Below are 16531 nucleotides of genomic sequence, written 5' to 3' on the forward strand. Positions count from 1 at the left end.
TTACTAACTTCATGACTGAATTGATGATATTAATAATAAGGGTGGGCTGCTTTAGTATGCCCACCCTTATTTACTCAGCCTGAATCAGTAACCAATCTGAATCAGTAACCAATAGCAGCACCAGCAGGTCGCCTTACATCATTGGAACCGTAGATGTAACCTTCACGGACAATGCCTGATACCGCTGAATCATTGCCGGATGAATTTACAGAAGTAACCCCAGCCGCGCCCGGCAATCCAATCATGATTAACTCTGTCGCTCCCCATGGTGTTTGCTTCACCATTTTGTAACCCATTTTTTCCAGTAAATTCAGGGTGTCTTTCGACAGTCCACGTTGCTCATAATAGACTTCATCGGGTAGCCATTGATGGTGTATACGTGGGCTATTGACTGCTTCTTGTGGTGGCATATTAAAGTCGATGATATTCAGGGCGCTCTGTAGCGTGATGGAGATAATGCGAGAACCTCCCGGAGATCCCAGAACCAGAAAGATTTTATCATCTTTGGTCACGAGGGTTGGACTCATTGATGATAGTGGGCGCTTACCAGGGGCAATGGAGTTAGTTGCGCCCTGTACTAGCCCGTACAGGTTTTTTTCACCCACTTTGGTTGTGAAATCGTCCATTTCATCGTTCAGGAAAAAGCCGGTTCCTGGTGCAATCACGACAGCGCCAAAGCGTCCATTAATTGTGTAAGTGGTTGATACTGCATTTCCTTCTTTATCCACGACGGAATAATGCGTGGTTTCTGGTTTTTCATGGGGACCAATGCCAGGTTGGACATTTACTGATGGAGTGGCTTTGTCAGGTTGAATCTCTTTTCGGATAGATTCTGCGTAGCTTTTACTTAACAGCCTATCAAGAGGATTTTTGACAAATGCCGGATCGCCCAGATAGGTATTTCTATCCATATAGGCGTGGCGCATGGCTTCTGTCAATGTGTGGATATAAGCAGCGGAATTGAATCCCATGGATTTAAGATCATAACCTTCCACAATGTTCAATATTTCGCATAACGTGACGCCACCAGAGCTGGGAGGTGGAGAAGAGATGAATTTGTAGCCGCGATAGCTACAGGTGACAGGGGCTGTTTCGGTGATATGAAAGTTAGCAAAATCTGCTGCGGTGATAATTCCCCCTGATTTTTTTGATGCTTCTTCGACAAGTTGAGGGATCTTACCGTGATAAAAAGCATCCGGCCCTTGTTTGGCAATCATTTCCAATGTATTGGCTAAATCGGTTTGAATGAGTCTGTCCCCGGGTTCGAATGGCGTACCATCTTTACGCAGGAAAATACGGGTTGCTTCTGGATCTTGAGCAAAACGTTTAACAGTCGTGTCCAGAATATCGGTATCGCCCCGGGTCAGGATATAGCCTTCACGAGCGAGTTTGATGGCAGGAGCCATAACTTGCTCGCGAGTCAATGTGCCATATTTTTTCAAGGCTTCTTCAAATCCCATGACTGTACCCGGTACAGCAACCGATTTATAGCCATACAGGCTGGCATTTTTGATAACATTGCCGTCTTTATCCAGATACATATTAGCGCTGGCTGCGGCGGGTGCGGTTTCACGGAAGTTAATAAAGGTATCTTTGCCATTGGCGAGATGGATAGTCATAAATCCACCCCCACCAATGTTGCCACAGCAAGGATTGACGACAGCCTGGGCATATCCAACAGCAACTGCGGCGTCAATAGCGTTCCCTCCCATTTTGAGAATATCGATACCCGCCTGTGAAGCAAGGCGTTGTGAGCTGACAACCATGCCTTGTTTAGCTTCAACAGCAGGTTCAGTGGCTGCATAAAGTGGGGAGGAGACGAGGAGGGATATAGCTATCAACGATATTTTCCATGCTTTTAACATGTGTTGTTCTCCTAAGCGTGAGTCTACTGTGGGTAGACCCAATTGTTTGTAATGTTTTTGTTAGTAATATGTAGATTACCTTATCTAAAGCTTAGGATTTTTGAAAGGGTGATTTTTTGTGCGCAATTTAATGCAAGCCGATAAAACAGCGAGCTTCAGGAAGATCTGTTTTGAGAGAAAAAAACCAGCCGACAAGCGGCTGGTTTGGAAGGATTAATAACATTAAGTTATTAACTGATTAAATGCTGCGGAATATTACAGTTTGTCAGCATTTTTGGTCAGGTATTTTGCTACGCCTTCAGGTGAAGCGCCCATACCTTCTTGACCTTTTGCCCATTGTGCAGGACAAACTTCGCCATGTTCTTCGTGGAATTGCAGAGCGTCAACCATACGTACCATCTCATCGATGTTACGGCCCAATGGCAGATCGTTAACCACTTGGTGACGGACAACACCATTTTTGTCAACCAGGAAAGAACCACGCAAGGCAACGCCAGCTTCTGGGTGCTCAATGCCGTAAGCTTTCATGATGTCACGTTTGATGTCAGCAACCATTGGATATTTGACTTCGCCGATGCCACCTTCGCTGATTGGGGTTTTACGCCATGCGTTGTGAACAAATTCAGAGTCGAAGGAAACGCCGATAACTTCAACGCCGCGTTTCTGGAATTCTTCATAACGGTGATCAAAAGCGATCAACTCAGAAGGGCAAACAAAAGTGAAGTCCATTGGCCAGAAGAAAATAACGGCAGGACGGCCATTCAGGTGTTTTTTCAGATTGAAGTTATCAACGATTTCACCGTTACCGAGAACTGCAGCAGCTGTAAAGTCAGGGGCTTGGCGGGTTACTAAAACCATAATTGACTCCTGTGATTTTAAAAGGTGTTATGTAGAAACGGGTTACAGCATAAGGAATTAGGGTATAGCAATAAAGGATAAAATACCAATTGTTGCAATAGATTTTACCTATCAATAACCTGTTTTTAATTCCTTTTGGCCTACATAAGATAAAACTATTTGAAAAAAGTGCAAGGCTCTGGGAAGTTTTCTTATTCAAGCAGGCGCTTATTTGACGCCAATGCCATCATCTGTGGGTAGAATTGCAAAAATAGCGTTTCAAAATCAAGGTAATGGGTTTCTATATCCTGATATGATCCTGCCAGTGCTGATAATTTCGGGCGTCTGCGTGCCATGCTTTGCAGTACATTGGCAATGCAGGACATATCCGCATAGCGGATGAGCAGGTTTTGTGACCAGAGATAACTGTTCAATTCTTGAAACTTTTCAGGGGTTGAATTGAGATGAGGCTCTATGTTGCTGCGGGCAAGGTTGACAAATTCAGGTAAAGAATAATTTTTTTCAAGTTTGTCCCAATGTAGGGCAAGAAAATGATCCCAGATGATATCAAGGGTAATTGGGGCAACGCGGCGAAACTCGCAACGGAATAAGTGACGCGCTTCTATAACAAGCGGGTGTCTGTCCGTCAGACTGTCTACCCGACGGTGCATACGAATGCCCGCTACAATGTCGGAATTGAATAACCCTTCTGGTGAACCACGGACAAAATCCGCCATCAGATTGCCCAATAAGGAGCTTTCCGATAATGCAGCTAAATGAAGGTGAGCGAGAAAATTCATGATGAGAGTATACCGTAAATCGCTAAACCAGATGCTTCTTTGTTGCACCCTCGCGTTTGCAGCACTAGACTAGTCCGCCTGTTTTTTTGAATGATACAGATAAAATGCGTGTCGCTGATTTTACATTTGAACTGCCAGAAGAGCTGATTGCTCACTATCCCCAGCCGCAGCGAAGTGCTTGTCGCCTGCTTTCCCTTGACGGTGAAACGGGAACGCTGACGCACGGTGTTTTTACTGATGTGCTGGATAAACTGGAAGCCGGTGATCTGTTGGTTTTCAATAATACTCGCGTCATTCCTGCGCGCCTGTTCGGCCGCAAAGCGACGGGGGGAAAATTGGAAGTTTTAGTTGAAAGGATGCTGGATAATAAGCGAGTGCTTGCTCATGTTCGTGCTTCCAAGGCACCGAAAGAAGGCGCTGAGCTGATTCTTGGTGAAGATGTTCTTGGTGAAGATCGAAGCATTAAAGCAACGATGCTGGCGCGTCATGATACATTGTTTGAAATTCGTTTTGATGATGATCGTGATGTGTTGACCATTTTGGATCAGATTGGTCATATGCCATTGCCTCCTTATATTGCCCGTCCTGATGAAGATGCAGATCGTGAGTTATATCAGACGGTCTATAGTGAACGTCCGGGCGCAGTGGCTGCACCGACTGCCGGGCTGCATTTTGATGAACCGCTTTTGGCTGCTTTGCGTGAAAAAGGCATTGAAATGGCTTTTGTCACCTTGCATGTCGGCGCCGGTACTTTTCAGCCTGTGCGAGTGGAAACCATTGAAGATCATGTTATGCATGCTGAATATGCGGAAGTGCCACAGAATGTCGTGGATGCGGTACTGGCATGTAAAGCGCGTGGTAACAAAGTTGTCGCGGTGGGAACAACTTCAGTCCGCTCATTGGAAAGCGCAGCCAGAGCCTGCCAGAATGGGATTATCGCGTCTTTTTTTGATGATACCCAAATCTTTATCTATCCTGGTTTTGAATATCAGGTTGTCGATGCATTGATTACCAATTTCCATCTGCCAGAATCCACGCTTATCATGCTGGTTTCTGCGTTCGCCGGTTATAAAAATACCATGAGTGCCTATAAAGAAGCGGTGACAGAAAAATATCGCTTTTTTAGTTATGGTGATGCGATGTTTATCAGTCGCAATATGATGGCATCGAAAGAAATGGTATCGAAAGAAGCGGTGTTGAAATAAAAATTTTGAAATTAAATATTTTTAAATCAGAATGATCGTCATTTCAGCTCCGCTGGTTTGAACGGTGTCTAAACATAGCATCAGACTGTTTTTCTGATGTCTGGAGGTTAAGTGAAATTTGAGTTACAAAAGACGGACGGAAATGCCCGTCGTGGCCGCCTGATTTTTGAACGTGGCGTAGTGGAAACCCCGGCGTTCATGCCTGTGGGCACTTACGGTACGGTAAAAGGCATGACACCGGAAGAGGTGAAAGAGACTGGTGCGCAGATTCTGTTAGGGAATACTTTCCACCTCTGGCTGCGCCCGGGGCAGGAAATCATGAAATTGCATGGTGACCTGCATGATTTTATGCAGTGGCAGGGGCCTATTCTGACAGACTCTGGTGGTTTTCAGGTCTTCAGCCTCGGTGCGATGCGTAAAATTAAAGAAGAAGGCGTTCATTTCCGTAATCCAATCAACGGAACGCCTGTTTTCCTCAGCCCAGAAAAATCCATGGAAATCCAATATGACTTGGGTTCCGATATTGTCATGATTTTTGATGAATGTACGCCATACCCTGCTGATTGGGATTATGCGAAGCGTTCCATGGAAATGTCATTGCGCTGGGCTGCGCGCAGTCGTCAACGTTTTGATGAACTGAGCAATAAAAATGCCTTGTTTGGTATTATTCAGGGCAGTGTTTACGAAGATTTGCGTGATGTTTCCATAAAAGGGCTGGTGGAAATCGGTTTTGACGGCTACGCTGTGGGTGGTCTGGCCGTAGGTGAACCTAAAGAAGACATGCACCGTATTCTGGAACATGTTTGTCCGCAGATCCCGCAGGATAAGCCACGCTATTTGATGGGAGTTGGCAAGCCGGAGGATCTGGTCGAGGGCGTTCGCCGTGGTATCGATATGTTTGACTGTGTGATGCCAACCCGCAATGCCCGCAATGGTCATTTGTTTGTGACAGAAGGAGTCATCAAGATCCGTAATGCCAAACATAAAGAAGATACTTCTCCGCTGGATGAACATTGTGACTGCTATACTTGTCGCAATTATAGCCGTGCATATCTCCATCACCTTGATCGTTGTAACGAAATTCTTGGTGCAAGGCTGAATACAATCCATAATTTAAGGTATTATCAGCGTTTGATGGCTGGAATTCGCAAAGCCATTGAAGAAGGCAAACTGGAACAGTTTGTTGAAGCGTTTTATCAGCGGATTGGTAAGTCCGTTCCGCCGTTAAATATATAATTTGGCGTGACTAACCAGCCTCAATATGTGTAGCATATCGGGCTGGTTTTTGATCGAGCCACTGTCGATTTTCGGCAAACACGATTTTCGAGAAGTAAGATTTTCGGAAAGTAATATTTTCGATGACACGATTTTCGGTAACATGTTTTCGATAACAATGAGGGAAATTTGATGAGTTTTTTTATTTCTGAAGCTGCGGCAGCTGCTGGTGCACCAGCGCAAGCTCAGGGTAACCCATATTCTCTGATCATCATGCTGGTTGTTTTCGGTTTGATTTTCTATTTTATGATCCTGCGTCCACAACAAAAACGTACCAAAGAACATAAAAAATTGATGGATTCCATCTCCAAAGGAGATGAAGTACTGACTTCTGGTGGTTTGGTAGGTCGTGTCTCTAAAGTGTCTGAAACAGGCTACGTTGTGATTGCCCTGAATGATACCACTGAAATAACTGTCAAACGTGACTTCGTCGCTGCCATTCTGCCGAAAGGTACAATGAAGGCTATTTAATTTTCTGATTTTCCCGAAGGGAACTGCCGTGTTGAACCGTTATCCTTTGTGGAAGTATCTGATGCTGATCGCTGCGATCCTCATCGGTTTGCTTTATGCACTTCCCAACCTTTATGGTGAGGATCCGGCTGTACAAATCACTGGCGCGCGAGGCATCGCCGCCAGTGAAAAAACGCTGGACCAAGTCCGTAATGTTTTAGAAAAAGATCAAATCCAGAGCAAGTCCATTGCATTAGAAAATGGGGCAATTCTTGCTCGTTTTAACAGCACTGACGTGCAGCTCCGTGCTCGTGAAGCACTGGTTTCTGCATTGGGCGAACAGTATGTCGTGGCATTGAACCTCGCGCCTGCAACGCCTGTCTGGTTAAGGACAATCAATGCTGAGCCTATGAAACTGGGGCTTGACCTGCGTGGTGGTGTTCACTTCTTGATGGAAGTGGATATGGAAACCGCACTGAGCAAGTTACAGGAACAAAATATTGATAGCCTGCGCTCTGAACTGCGTGATCAGGGCATCGCTTATTCTACTATCCGCAAAATTGATAATTACGGCGTTGAAGTTCGTTTCCGTGATAACGATGCGCGTTCCAAAGCAGAAAACTACCTTGAACCTCGCCACCGTGATTTAGTGTTCTCTACTGGTGCCAACAGTACTCTGAAAGTTGTCATGAGTGATGAACGTCTGCGTGAAGCCCGTTCTTATGCAGTACAGCAGAACATTACTATTCTGCGTAACCGCGTAAACCAATTGGGGGTTGCGGAACCTTTGGTGCAGCGTCAGGGTGCAGATCGTATCGTTGTTGAGCTGCCAGGTATCCAGGATACAGCCCGCGCTAAAGAGATCCTCGGTGCAACCGCAACATTGGAATTCCGTCTGGTGAATAGTAATGTTGACCAGAATGCAGCACTGTCTGGCCGAATTCCGGCTGATTCAGAATTGAAATATACCCGTGATGGCAGTCCTGTTGTCTTGTACAAGCGTGTTATTCTGACAGGCGACCATATTACTGACTCCACGTCCAGCACGGATGAGAACGGTTATCCGCAGGTGAATATTTCTCTGGATAGTGCTGGTGGCACGGCGATGTCCAATTTCACCAAAGATAATCTGCAAAAACCGATGGCAACGCTGTTTGTGGAATATAAGGACAGCGGTAAGAAAGATGCCAATGGTCGTGCGATCTTAGTTAAGAAAGAAGAAGTCATTAACATTGCCACCATTCAGTCACGTTTGGGTAACAGTTTCCGTATCACTGGCATTGGCAATCCTACCGAAGCTCGCCAGTTGTCGCTGTTGCTACGTGCGGGTGCATTGATTGCACCAATTCAGATTGTCGAAGAGCGTACTATTGGGCCAACTCTGGGCTTGCAGAATATCGAGCAGGGTCTTGAGGCGTGTTTATGGGGCCTGATTGCGTCCATCTTGTTCATGGTGATTTACTATCGCAAGTTTGGTCTGATTGCGAGCAGTGCGCTGCTGGCTAACCTGGTGCTGATCGTCGGTATCATGTCCCTGTTGCCGGGAGCGACGCTGACCATGCCGGGGATTGCGGGTATCGTCCTGACACTTGCCGTCGCTGTGGATGCGAACGTGTTGATAAACGAACGTATCAAAGAAGAGCTGCGTAATGGCCGTACGGTGCAGCAAGCGATTCACGAAGGCTATAAAGGCGCGTTCTCCAGTATCATCGACGCAAACCTGACTACGCTGATTACAGCCGTTATTCTGTATGCCGTGGGCACTGGCTCTATCAAGGGCTTTGCGATTACTACCAGTATTGGTGTGGCGACTTCAATGTTCACTGCTATTGTAGGAACTCGTGCAATCGTGAACTTGCTGTACGGTGGCAAGCGTATCAATAAGTTGTCAATTTAAGGAGCACGTTGTGGCACAGGATTATACTGTTGAACAATTAAACTACGGGCGTAAAGTTATCGACTTTATGCGCTGGGACAACGTTGCCTTTGGGATTTCGTTCCTGCTATTGGTCGCTTCCATCGTGATAATTGGTGTTCGTGGATTTAACTGGGGGCTTGATTTTACCGGGGGTACGGTAATTGAAGTGAACCTGAGTAAGCCTGCGGATCTGGACAAAATGCGTGAGAGCCTGACCCAGAATGGTTTTGTTGATCCACTATTGCAAAATTTTGGTAGCAGCCGTGATGTGATGGTTCGCATGCCACCAGTGGAAGGGAATGCGGGGCAAGAACTGGGTAATAAAGTTATTTCTATTATTAACCAGAATATCGATAAAGATGCCACGGTCAAACGTGTGGAGTTTGTCGGCCCAAGTGTGGGTAGCGAGCTGGCGCAAACCGGAGCGATGGCGTTATTGGTTGCCCTTATCAGTATCCTGATTTATGTCGGTTTCCGCTTTGAGTGGCGTCTGGCATTAGGGGCGGTTATCGCGCTTGCGCATGACGTGATCATTACATTGGGCACTTTGTCGTTGTTCCACATTGAGATTGACCTGACTATCGTTGCATCGTTGATGTCCGTTATCGGCTATTCATTGAACGATAGCATCGTGGTATCGGATCGTATTCGTGAGAACTTCCGCAAAATCCGCCGTGGTACGTCTTATGAAATCATGAACGTTTCCCTGACTCAGACTCTGAGCCGTACGATCATGACTTCTGCAACCACGCTGCTGGTTGTACTGATGCTGTACATTTTCGGTGGTGAAATGTTGAAAGGCTTCTCACTGGCAATGTTAATCGGTGTTTCTATCGGTACAGTGTCTTCCATCTATGTTGCTTCTGCACTGGCTCTGAAGTTGGGCATGAAGCGTGAACATATGATTCAGCAGAAAGTTGAGAAAGAAGGGGCGGATCAGCCTTCTATTCTTCCTTAACGATTTAGCATGATCAAGCTCTGATATCGCTTAAACACTCTGTGAGTACTTACTGACAGGGTGTTTTTCATTATCACTTCAAGGTACACTGTTATTCCTTCGGTTAACTGTCAGGAAACGATATGCATTGCCCATTTTGCGCAGCCGTTGATACTAAAGTTATTGATTCCCGTCTGGTTGGGGATGGCTCACAAGTGCGCCGTCGCCGTCAGTGCCTAGAATGTCATGAACGCTTCACTACATTTGAAATTGCAGAATTGGTGATGCCACGGGTCATTAAAAGTGATGATATTCGGGAGCCTTTCGACGAAGAAAAATTGCGTCGTGGCATGCAAAAGGCACTTGAAAAACGTCCTGTCAGCTCTGATGATGTGGAAACGGCAATTATCCATATCAAATCACAAGTGCGGGCAACAGGTGAACGTGAAATTCCGTCCAAGATGATTGGAAATTTTGTCATGGATGAGCTGAAGAAACTGGATAAAGTGGCGTATATCCGTTTTGCATCTGTTTACCGCAGCTTTGAAGATATTCGTGAATTCGGCGAAGAAATAGCCAGATTACAAGACTAAATACCATGACACTCGATGAAATATATATGTCCCGAGCGCTGGAATTAGCGCAACAGGGGCGTTTTACAACTTCTCCGAATCCAAATGTAGGTTGTGTCATCGTTAAAGATGATCAGATAGTCGGGGAAGGTTTTCATTTACGAGCCGGTGAACCGCATGCAGAGGTCCATGCCCTACGCATGGCCGGTGAAAAAGCGAAAGGCGCCACAGCTTATGTCACGCTTGAGCCATGCAGTCACCATGGCAAAACACCGCCTTGTGCTGATGCTTTGATTGCTGCCGGTTTAAGTCGCGTTGTGGTTGCGATGCAAGACCCCAATCCCCAAGTGGCTGGACGCGGCTTGTATAAATTGCAGCAGGCGGGCATCACTGTAGAACATGGCCTGATGATGGCGCAGGCGGAATCCTTGAATAAAGGTTTTCTTAAACGTATGCGCACCGGTTTCCCTTACCTGCAATTGAAACTGGGAGCTTCATTGGATGGCCGTACCGCGTTGGCCTCGGGAGAAAGTAAGTGGATTACTTCACCTGAAGCGCGTCAGGATGTGCAGAAATTGCGAGCGCAGTGCAGCGCCATTTTGAGTTCCAGTGCAACAGTATTGGCGGATGATCCTTCACTGACTGTCCGTTGGAATGAACTGGATGCTGATACACAAGCGGCTTATCCCCAAGAACGTCTCCGCCAGCCAATCCGTATCATTACTGATAGCCAGAATCGCGTGACGCCACAACACCATGTTATCCGGCAAACAGGGCAATGTTGGTTAGCACGTACTAACTTGCTGGGCACTGACAAAGATGAACAGGAATGGCCTGATCACGTCGAACAAATTTTATTGCCGACACATGGTGATGGCGTTGACTTGGTACTGTTGATGATGCAGCTGGGTAAGCGTCAGGTAAATTCAGTCTGGGCGGAATGCGGCCCTGCTCTGGCCGGGGCGTTGTTATCATTGGGGCTGGTAGATGAATTGATCCTTTATATCGCTCCTAAGGTGCTGGGAAATAATGCCCGTGGATTGTTTGCTATTCCTGAATTGCAAAGATTATCCGATGCGCCTGAATTTGCTCTGTTTGATGTAAAACAGGTTGGCCCTGATGTGCGTCTTCGTTTACGACCACTCTGAGTGTCCTGATCTAAGTCTGGACATAAATCAAGACGCAGAGAAAAAGAATGTGATAAGATCCGCGCCCCTGCGGATATGAATAAGATATAAGGAAGGCTATGAACGTAATCAAAGGTGTTGTTGCAGCTCCTGAAGCTCGTATCGCTATTGCGATTGCCCGCTTTAACAACTTCATTAATGACAGCCTGCTGGAAGGGGCCGTGGATGCGCTGGATCGTATCGGTCAGGTTTCTTCAGACAATATCACCGTAGTATGGGTACCGGGTGCTTATGAACTGCCGCTGACGGTCAAGGCACTGGCTGAGTCCAAAAAATATGATGCGGTTATCGCTTTGGGTACTGTTATCCGTGGCGGTACAGCCCACTTCGAATATGTTGCTGGCGAGTGCAGCTCTGGTTTGTCCAACGTGGCAATGTCCAGCAACATTCCTGTCACATTTGGTGTTCTGACGACTGAAAATATTGAACAGGCGATTGAACGCGCTGGCACTAAAGCGGGTAATAAGGGGGCAGAAGCTGCCTTGACCGCATTGGAAATGATTAATGTAATCAAAGCCATCAAAGGCTGAATTTTTAGTTTTAATTAAGGGGAATTTTGTGAAACCTGCTGCTCGTCGTCGTGCTCGTGAGTGTGCTGTTCAGGCAATTTATTCATGGCAATTATCCAAAAACAGCATTGCTGATGTTGAATTGCAGTTTCTGTCAGAGCAGGACGTAACTGGTGTTGATATCACCTATTTCCGTGAGTTGCTGTCCGGGGTAGCGATCAATGTTACAAGATTAGATGCACTGATGGCTCCTTATCTTTCACGCCAGCTCGAAGAGTTAGGTCAGGTAGAAAAAGCCATCTTGCGCGTTGCAATGTTTGAACTAAGCTTTCGTGATGATGTTCCCTACAAAGTGGCTATTAACGAAGGCATCGAACTGGCAAAAACGTTTGGTGCTGAAGATAGCCATAAATTCGTGAATGGGGTGTTGGATAAAGCTGGCCCGGCAGCACGCAAGAAAAAGTGATTGCTTGCCAGGAGTTCCCCATTATAACTCGATGATTTTACCTATGAGGCCGGTTTCCCGGCCTTGTGTGCTCATCGTTAGTCACTTTTTGGAATTCTACTATGGCATGTGGTGAATTTGACCTCATTGCACGTTATTTCAATCGCCATGTCAGCCGTCGCCGTGATGTCAATCTCGGGATTGGCGATGATTGTGCTCTGATGACCGTTGCAGATAAGCAAGAATTAGCGGTAACTACAGATACGTTGGTTGCCGGCGTTCATTTTCTCCCTGACATCTCACCGGAAGATTTGGCCTATAAGGCACTGGCTGTCAATATCAGTGACTTGGCCGCTGTTGGGGCAGATCCCGCGTGGGCATCATTGGCTTTAACGCTACCTGATGTCAATGAGGATTGGTTAAAGCGATTCAGTGACAGTTTGTTTGAGCAACTGAATTATTATGGTATGCAGTTGATCGGTGGGGATACGACGAAAGGCCCCATGAGTTTGACGTTAACCGTACATGGTTTGGTTCCGGCGGGCAGGGCACTGCGCCGTGCAGGGGCGAAAAATGGTGACTGGATTTATGTAACCGGAACACTGGGGGATAGTGCCGCAGGGCTTGCTCTGCTGCAAGATCGTCTGACGGTGGAGGATGCGGCGATCCATAACTGGTTGGTCAAACGTCATCTCCGTCCACAACCCCGGGTTCTACAAGGGCAGGCATTACGCGATCTTGCTTCTTCCGCAATTGATCTGTCCGATGGTTTAATTTCTGATCTCAACCATATTTTGACAGCCAGCCAATGTGGTGCACGTATTAATCTGGATGCGCTGCCTTATTCGGAAGCCATGCAGCAATATGTTGCCCCTGAGCAAGCATTGAAATGGGCGCTGAGCGGTGGTGAAGATTATGAATTGTGCTTTACTGTACCTGAGCTTAACCGTGGTGCGTTAAATATGGCATTGGCCCATTCTGGTGCGAGTTTCTGCTGTATTGGGCAAATCAGGCCAGAATCAGAAGGTATCCGCTATTTTAATCATAACGAAGAAATTGAGCTGAATCTGAACGGTTTTGACCATTTTAAAACTGATAAAAAACCTGTAGCACCTTGTTCGGCCGCACAGCAAGAGGAAAATGACCAAACGGAGGGAACGCATGGATGATGCAAAGCGCCGCTTAAAGATGAGCAATCCGTGGCATTTGTTGGCTACGGGGTTCGGTAGTGGCTTATCGCCGATTATGCCGGGCACGATGGGCTCAGTGGCGGCGATCCCTTTCTGGTTATTGCTGGTGCAATTGCCTACATGGGGAATATGGGTAGCCATCTTGTTAGGAACTGTCATTGGTTGTGTGATTTGTCAAAAAGCTGCCGATGCCATGAATGTAGAAGATCCGGGTTGTGTGGTCTGGGATGAATTCATCGGCATGTGGATCACACTGATGGCCATTCCGGTGCTCAACTGGCAATGGGTTTTGGTTGGCTTTGTGGTATTCCGCATTTTTGATATGTGGAAACCGTGGCCGATTCGCTGGTTTGACCGCTATGTAAAAGGCGGTGTCGGCATCATGCTGGATGACATTATTGCGGCAATCTTTGCGGTTGTGGTTATCTGGTTACTGAATTTCTACCAATTATTGCCTTTCTGACCATTGTTTTTCTGATTAGCCACTGAATACAGTGGCTAATCTATTTCCTGTACTGATTTATTCTCTTAATGCGTACATTTCTTAGTGTATAGCACCGCCCGTTACAACCGTATCAGATTTATTTTCCCATGCAGTTTCAATAGCTACTTTTAGTGCTTTTGTCATCAATTCTAGCGTCATGCTTGGTGTATCAAAGAGGATTTTGGCTTGTTCTGGAAGATAAGGAACATGGATAAATCCTCCACGTGCAGAGGGGTAATTTTGTGTTAAATAATGCAATAAACCATACATCACATGATTGCAAACAAAAGTACCGGCAGTTTGGGAAACTGATGCAGGAATTCCCGCCTGCCTCAACGTATTAACCATAGTTTTGATCGGTAGGTTAGATAAATATGCTACAGGGCCACCGGAAATAACAGGCGTATCAATCGGCTGGTTCCCTTTATTATCGGGAATACTGGCATCATTGATATTAATTGCGACGCGTTCTACGCTGATATCTGCCCTGCCTCCTGCCTGCCCTACTGAAATCACCAATTCTGGCTGAGTCCGGTCAATCGCTGTATTAAGATGTTGCAAGGCGATATCAAAAATACAGGGGAGTTGGCAAACTTCAATAATCGCGTCAGCGACTTGGCAGCCCTGTAATGGTTTAATGGCTTCCCATGATGGATTTATCCTATCACCTCCGAAAGGCTCAAAACCAGTGACTAAAATAGTTTTCATGATGATTCCTTTTTGTTGTTTTATAAGAACATTAGAGAATAGAGCAAGAACACATTGGTAATAAGTAAAGCGCATCCTGTGGGAATCTGAGCCTTGATAACGGCATTGCGATCAGGCAACTCTAACAGTGCTGCGGGAACGATATTGAAATTTGCTGCCATAGGTGTCATCAACGTCCCGCAATAGCCGGAAAACATCCCGATGGCCGCCATAACTGCGGGATTACCATCGTGCTGTAAAATCAGAATGGGGATGCCAATACCGGCAGTGATGATGGGGAAAGCGGCGAAAGCATTCCCCATTATCATAGTCAGCAGAGCCATGCCAAAGACATACGTTACCACTGCAATAAAACGATTATCGACATACAAATAATTTTCAGTTAAATAAGAAATCACCGTACCCACACCGGCTGCGGTAAACAACAATCCGAGCGTTGCCAGAATCTGCGGCAAAATAAATACACAACCAATGGCATCCAACAGGCGGCGAGTTTCCTGTATAGGCTGTGTGATGGTATCGCGGCTCATGCGCAACGCGATAATTAACCCAATCAGGCAACCAAGAGTAATGGAAAAGAGTGTTACCAGCGTGGAGTGATTGCCTTCACCAAATACAGCCTGCTGTAAGCCGGGAATGTGGTTAAACATTAGCACCCCTAGCATTGTGACGATAGGGATCAGCAGGGCGGGCAAAAATAACCGGTGACCAAGACGATCAGCACTTTTCTGCCGTTGTTCTGGTGTACGTTGATGATAATTTCCCAAACGCACTCCACCGAATCCTGCCAGCAGCGCCATAACAACGACCAACACACCAACACTGATATGGGCTATTTTCTGGGCGTGGGCTTCATCACTGATCCAGATAGCTGCCAGATGACCGCTCCATTTCCCCACCAGAAAAATCAAACCATACAGTGCCCAGAATAAGCCTGTTGTTAAGCGGCGAGGATTGGCTTTATCACGCCATGACATAATGGCAACAGCCAGTAAGAGTAGCCCAGCTAGCACATAGAGATATTGTAATTGAAACATTATCTTGTCTCCTTGCTGCTAGTACTGGTGTGATTTAAAGAGCCAAGTTCATTGGCAAGACGGTAATCCAGGCGATATAAACGAACAGAATGGATAAGAAAAGCACAAATGGCGGTGGGAATACCCCAAAGGGCAATATGCAGCGGTTCGGTTTGAATACCACCCGATTCCAGCATGAAATTGTGCATAAAAATAATTGCCCCAAAGGCGACAAAAATATCTTCACCAAAGAACAAACCCGTATTATCCGTTGCGGCGGACATAGCACGAATGCGATAGCGGACTGAATCCGGTAATTCACCATATTGGTTTTCAGCCGCACCTTCTGCCATAGGGGCCAGCAAAGGGCGAACCATTTGTGGATGACCACCTAAACTGGTTAATCCCAATGCGGCGGCAGTTTCACGTATAAACAGGTAGATAATCAGTAACCTTCCGGTAGTGGCAGTTTTGATATGGGCAATGGATTTCTGGGCGCGTTCTTTTAATCCATGTCTTTCCAATAGCCCAATGATGACCAAGGGAAACAAAATCGTCAGCGTCAGATTTAGTGTATTAATAAATCCTGAACCTAGCTTTTCCAGAATATCGACTAATGGCATTTTGGCTGACAGCCCGGTGACAAGGCCGGCAACGGTAACAACCAGAACAGGATTAAATCTGATGATAAAACCAATGATAATGACGGCAATCCCGATGAGGGGCCAAAAATTGATCGTGTGCTGCATATTCTACTTCCCCCTGACAAATACGGTGTTGTTTTATTGTTGGTTTAAATGCCTTTATTGTTAATCCATTGTTTTTATATTGTTGAACAATAAATAGATTGCGATCAAAAAACAGGCAAGAAAAATCTGCATCGAATTGTAAAAATGGAATGCAGATCACTAATTGAATGTAAAACGAGCTTATTTGGTGAAAATATTTTGCACATTATCTACAAATAAAGAGATATGTTTAGAGGTATCAGAATTCGGAGAAGAAATTCGACATGATGAATATAAAAAATATATTTCTGATAAATAGTAATATGATGCCAAAAACTCCATTTCGGGAGTGATTGATATGTATTTACGAGCTATTTATTATAAGTTTTTGTATGTTATTAATTC

The 16531-nt window shown here is 45.9% G+C and carries 17 protein-coding genes; 11 read left to right on the top strand and 6 right to left on the bottom strand.

What is annotated here, in order from left to right:
- Positions 1-101 precede the first annotated feature (101 nt).
- From ggt to AB204_RS05380, 3 genes are all read right to left on the bottom strand, one after another.
- Positions 102-1865: a gamma-glutamyltransferase gene (gene ggt, locus AB204_RS05370; protein WP_047962354.1), complete on the bottom strand. Its 1764-nt coding sequence runs from the start codon at positions 1863-1865 to the stop codon at positions 102-104.
- 255 nt (positions 1866-2120) lie between these two features.
- Complete coding sequence (locus AB204_RS05375; RefSeq protein WP_047962355.1) at positions 2121-2723, bottom strand: peroxiredoxin C; 603 nt, start codon at positions 2721-2723, stop codon at positions 2121-2123.
- Between the two features lie 191 nt (positions 2724-2914).
- On the bottom strand, positions 2915-3502 hold the full coding sequence (locus AB204_RS05380) for an acyl carrier protein phosphodiesterase (protein WP_047962356.1): 588 nt from the start codon (positions 3500-3502) through the stop codon (positions 2915-2917).
- A 104-nt stretch (positions 3503-3606) separates the two neighbouring features.
- Between AB204_RS05380 and queA the strand changes: the two genes are divergently transcribed.
- From queA to pgpA, 11 genes are all read left to right on the top strand, one after another.
- Positions 3607-4707, top strand: a complete 1101-nt coding sequence (gene queA / locus AB204_RS05385; protein WP_047962357.1) for a tRNA preQ1(34) S-adenosylmethionine ribosyltransferase-isomerase QueA — start codon at positions 3607-3609, stop codon at positions 4705-4707.
- 111 nt (positions 4708-4818) lie between these two features.
- Positions 4819-5943 (top strand): tRNA guanosine(34) transglycosylase Tgt, encoded by a 1125-nt coding sequence (gene tgt, locus AB204_RS05390; protein WP_047962358.1) that lies wholly within the window; start codon positions 4819-4821, stop codon positions 5941-5943.
- A gap of 171 nt (positions 5944-6114) precedes the next feature.
- Positions 6115-6453 (top strand): preprotein translocase subunit YajC, encoded by a 339-nt coding sequence (gene yajC, locus AB204_RS05395; protein ID WP_047962359.1) that lies wholly within the window; start codon positions 6115-6117, stop codon positions 6451-6453.
- A gap of 28 nt (positions 6454-6481) precedes the next feature.
- On the top strand, positions 6482-8329 hold the full coding sequence (secD, locus tag AB204_RS05400; protein WP_072061395.1) for a protein translocase subunit SecD: 1848 nt from the start codon (positions 6482-6484) through the stop codon (positions 8327-8329).
- 10 nt (positions 8330-8339) lie between these two features.
- Positions 8340-9308: a protein translocase subunit SecF gene (secF, locus tag AB204_RS05405; RefSeq protein ID WP_047962360.1), complete on the top strand. Its 969-nt coding sequence runs from the start codon at positions 8340-8342 to the stop codon at positions 9306-9308.
- A gap of 122 nt (positions 9309-9430) precedes the next feature.
- Positions 9431-9880, top strand: a complete 450-nt coding sequence (nrdR, locus tag AB204_RS05410; protein ID WP_047962361.1) for a transcriptional regulator NrdR — start codon at positions 9431-9433, stop codon at positions 9878-9880.
- A 5-nt stretch (positions 9881-9885) separates the two neighbouring features.
- The gene (gene ribD / locus AB204_RS05415) at positions 9886-11007 is read left to right on the top strand and encodes a bifunctional diaminohydroxyphosphoribosylaminopyrimidine deaminase/5-amino-6-(5-phosphoribosylamino)uracil reductase RibD (RefSeq protein ID WP_047962362.1); all 1122 of its coding nucleotides are present in this window, start codon (positions 9886-9888) and stop codon (positions 11005-11007) included.
- A gap of 98 nt (positions 11008-11105) precedes the next feature.
- Positions 11106-11576, top strand: coding sequence for a 6,7-dimethyl-8-ribityllumazine synthase (gene ribH, locus AB204_RS05420; RefSeq protein ID WP_047962363.1), 471 nt, complete (start codon positions 11106-11108; stop codon positions 11574-11576).
- Between the two features lie 28 nt (positions 11577-11604).
- Entirely contained in the window at positions 11605-12021 is a 417-nt protein-coding gene (gene nusB / locus AB204_RS05425; RefSeq protein ID WP_047962364.1) for a transcription antitermination factor NusB, read from the top strand.
- A 101-nt stretch (positions 12022-12122) separates the two neighbouring features.
- Complete coding sequence (gene thiL / locus AB204_RS05430) at positions 12123-13169, top strand: thiamine-phosphate kinase (RefSeq protein WP_047962365.1); 1047 nt, start codon at positions 12123-12125, stop codon at positions 13167-13169.
- Positions 13162-13653: a phosphatidylglycerophosphatase A gene (gene pgpA, locus AB204_RS05435; RefSeq protein ID WP_047962366.1), complete on the top strand. Its 492-nt coding sequence runs from the start codon at positions 13162-13164 to the stop codon at positions 13651-13653. The genes thiL and pgpA overlap by 8 nt, the downstream gene beginning before the upstream one ends.
- An 81-nt stretch (positions 13654-13734) precedes the next feature.
- Here the strand turns inward: pgpA and pcp are convergent, their stop codons facing one another.
- Genes pcp through AB204_RS05450 form a run of 3 tightly spaced genes read right to left on the bottom strand, consistent with a single transcriptional unit; the run spans position 13735 to position 16147 of the window.
- Positions 13735-14382 carry a pyroglutamyl-peptidase I gene (gene pcp / locus AB204_RS05440; RefSeq protein ID WP_047962367.1) on the bottom strand — a complete coding sequence of 216 codons (648 nt, stop codon included), beginning with the start codon at positions 14380-14382 and terminating at the stop codon, positions 13735-13737.
- A 20-nt stretch (positions 14383-14402) separates the two neighbouring features.
- Positions 14403-15422, bottom strand: coding sequence for a DUF979 domain-containing protein (locus AB204_RS05445; protein ID WP_200898204.1), 1020 nt, complete (start codon positions 15420-15422; stop codon positions 14403-14405).
- Complete coding sequence (locus AB204_RS05450; protein ID WP_047962369.1) at positions 15419-16147, bottom strand: DUF969 domain-containing protein; 729 nt, start codon at positions 16145-16147, stop codon at positions 15419-15421. The genes AB204_RS05445 and AB204_RS05450 overlap by 4 nt, the downstream gene beginning before the upstream one ends.
- Positions 16148-16531 lie beyond the last annotated feature (384 nt).

Source organism: Xenorhabdus khoisanae (assembly GCF_001037465.1).
In the GTDB taxonomy this organism is placed as follows: Bacteria; Pseudomonadota; Gammaproteobacteria; order Enterobacterales; family Enterobacteriaceae; genus Xenorhabdus; species Xenorhabdus khoisanae.